Consider the following 784-nt stretch of genomic DNA (forward strand, 5'->3'; position numbering starts at 1 on the left):
AGATGCCGCTTTACCCGTTTTCAAATTATGTGGTTCTCGGTTTTCTTGCGTTTATCCTCATTGTGCTCGCACTGGCGCAGGACACCCGTGTTTCCTTATTTGTCACGCCGGTTTGGTTTATCATGCTGATCGCGATTTACAAGCTGAGAAAACCTAAGTCACGGCAAGTGTAGAAAAAATGCGAATCGCCTGCAGAAAGTTCTGCGGGCTTTTTGTATGGCTCTTGCTGTAAAATTAAAAAGACAACAGCCGCACATCAATTCAATGGTCAGCCGCTTAGGCAGAAAGGGGAAAACAGATGAAAATCAATCAAATTGTACATTTGTGGGCATCGCTAAGAGGCGATATTCCGTCTGACCCGCCGGGGTTTATCCCTGAAATCGAATATGCGGATCATAAGCAAGGAGCCAAACAGATGGTCCAGAGCTTTCCCGGCCTCTCTTCGCAAGATCTTCCCGGGGGAGAAGGCTGGTCGCTGGAAAAAGTGAAAATGTCAACGCATGCCGGAACGCATATAGACGCTCCATACCATTACCGTTCTGTTACTGATGACGGCAAGCGGATGATGACGATTGACGAAGTTCCGCTTGACTGGTTTCATGGCCCCGGCGTTAAGCTGGATTTCAGACATCTGAAAGACGGGCATATCGTAACCCCTGAAGAAATCGAACAAGAACTTCACCGCATCAATCATAAACTCGCGCCCGGGGATATTGTTCTTGTGAATACGTCGGCCGGTGCCAAATACGGGCAAAGCGATTACCTGGACAGCGGCTGCGGGATG

General features: G+C 48.7%; 1 protein-coding gene and 1 pseudogene. Both read left to right on the forward strand.

The features are described 5' to 3' along the window. Positions 1 to 173: pseudogene (locus tag ACWHAR_RS25995) on the forward strand (amino acid permease); the annotation flags it as partial. A gap of 125 nt (positions 174 to 298) precedes the next feature. Continuing rightward, a partial coding sequence (locus tag ACWHAR_RS26000) for a cyclase family protein (protein WP_452088290.1) occupies positions 299 to 784 on the forward strand: 486 nt, incomplete at its 3' end.

The organism is Bacillus sp. LR--39 (assembly GCF_053613335.1).